General features: G+C 60.0%; 2 protein-coding genes. Both read right to left on the bottom strand.

What is annotated here, in order from left to right; all coding sequences use genetic code 11:
• Positions 1-90: 90 nt before the first annotated feature.
• On the bottom strand, positions 91-333 hold the full coding sequence (locus E3T24_RS17725) for a hypothetical protein (protein WP_134434138.1): 243 nt from the start codon (positions 331-333) through the stop codon (positions 91-93).
• Positions 334-717: 384 nt separating this feature from the next.
• Positions 718-1,859: helicase-related protein (locus E3T24_RS00200; RefSeq protein ID WP_277871419.1), on the bottom strand; the 1,142-nt coding region annotated here is incomplete at its 5' end.

Below are 1,859 nucleotides of genomic sequence, written 5' to 3'. Positions count from 1 at the left end.
CGGCGATCAACGATGGGCTGGACATGGTGGGACTTCCTGATTCTCGACCTACGTCAAACGGCGGACTTGCTCTGAGCTACTGGCCTCAACTCACCCTGACACGTAGGGGCCGGGCACGGGGCACACGATGTACTCCTTGACGAAGGGACGTGATTCGTGGGCCGTGTCTTCCGACAAGAACCACGGCTCGCCCGTGTCCCTGTGAACGCCCCAGACGAACCTCTCGTCGCCGCTCTGGAAAGACGCCAGTCGAGCCTTGTGCTCGTCAGCGAAAGGTACGGATTCCAGCGTCCAGAAAGCATCCAAAGAGCCGGATGAGGCAGTCTCGGTCATGGCTTCATCTTGCCGCTGACCAGCGACACTGCCATGTGTCCCCCGCCGAAAAGGAAAACACACAAGTGTGAGCCTGCGGGCTCGGGAACTGAACGACGTTGGCTCGAACTACGAGTGAATGTGGGATTTGCCTGTCCCCCTTCGGACCGAGTTCAGCGAGGTTGAAGTGTCGTTCCACAAACAGTAACGTTCCACAAATGGGATACAGATGGCCGGGGCTCGGCCCTGCACACTAAGTTCCTGGCTTGATCAGAAAATATGACTCCGGGCCGGTAAGAGTCTCCTCAAATTCGTCGACGCGCACTTCTTCGCGGTAGTGGATGGTTTTCAGCGAGACCGAGGTCAAGTCCCTCAACGTGGCGTAGTTACCACCGGACGTGGGGCTCAGTGGCCGACGATCCCGGCATAGCTTTCATCCTCGAGCGGCTTGACGTCAAGGCCCTCGAATGTCCCCATAGGGGCCTCGTCTTCAGCAACCTCCTCAGTTGACGGCGGAGTCAGGTCAATGCGCAGCCACGACAGATCCTGGCCCACATATCGGATCAAGTCGTCTTGGCGTGGCTGCCCCATTACGAGGCGGTAGGCGCCCACGGTGCGCAGGAGTCGCCGGTATTGCTGAGTTTCACGACTCAGCGGTAGCGCGGGAACGTAGCGTTCAATGACTGCTCCGTCTGGGCAGGTGTAGATCCAGAATGGTTTGATGCCGCCCTGATCGTCTGTGAGACTTTCCTGGGCAGCGTCGAATGCGGCTGTCCACGGATCGTTTTGGTCGGCGATCAAGGCTGCCGCACCGTGCTCAGCGGCCACGTTCTTCCTGACCGCGTGTCCCTTGTAACGGTGGACGCGACCCTCTCTCTGTTCCAGATCCACCGGGTTCCCGGGGAGGTTCCAATGGACGATGGCATGGCTGTAAGTGTGGAAGTCCAGGCCTTCTTGACCAACGGAGGTCGAGGCCAGCACAAATGGGCGGAACGGCGAATTGTAGGCCGCTCGCACGGTCGTCTCGCGCATCGCTGCTTTGTCGCTGGATTGGGCGCGGCCATAGCGTGCCGCGAAGTGGCTGTTGATGCGACGATCCTCAAGACGGATCTCACCGTTGATGACCTGAATGTCCTCGACTGCGTTGTGCGTTGCGCGGGTCGCGAGCGCTTCTGTCATCGTCGTAGTGAGTGTCTCGGCTCGCAGGTGTGCGGCCGCGTCCTGAAGACCTTCGGACTCGATGAGGACGTGGGCGTACTCGTCGAGTACCGACTGGAGGCATCCGTCGAAGGCGTGATCCAGGACTGCACGCCAGTACGTCTCGTCCTCCCCGGACCGCAGCAGCGCAACGATCTCGGGCTTGTTGAACAGCGATCGCAGACCTTGTGCATATCGGTACGCGGCCTCACGGATTGCCGGGTCGTTCAACGCTGTCGCTCCCCTACGTGTCAGGGTGAGTTGAGGCCAGTAGCTCAGAGCAAGTCCGCCGTTTGACGTAGGTCGAGAATCAGGAAGTCCCACCATGTCCAGCCCATCGTTGATCGCCG

The organism is Cryobacterium sp. TmT2-59, assembly GCF_004403545.1.
GTDB classification, from domain to species: domain Bacteria; phylum Actinomycetota; class Actinomycetes; order Actinomycetales; family Microbacteriaceae; genus Cryobacterium; species Cryobacterium shii.
The sequence above is the reverse complement of the archived record's forward strand: the minus strand, read 5'-3'. Positions and strand labels throughout refer to the sequence as shown.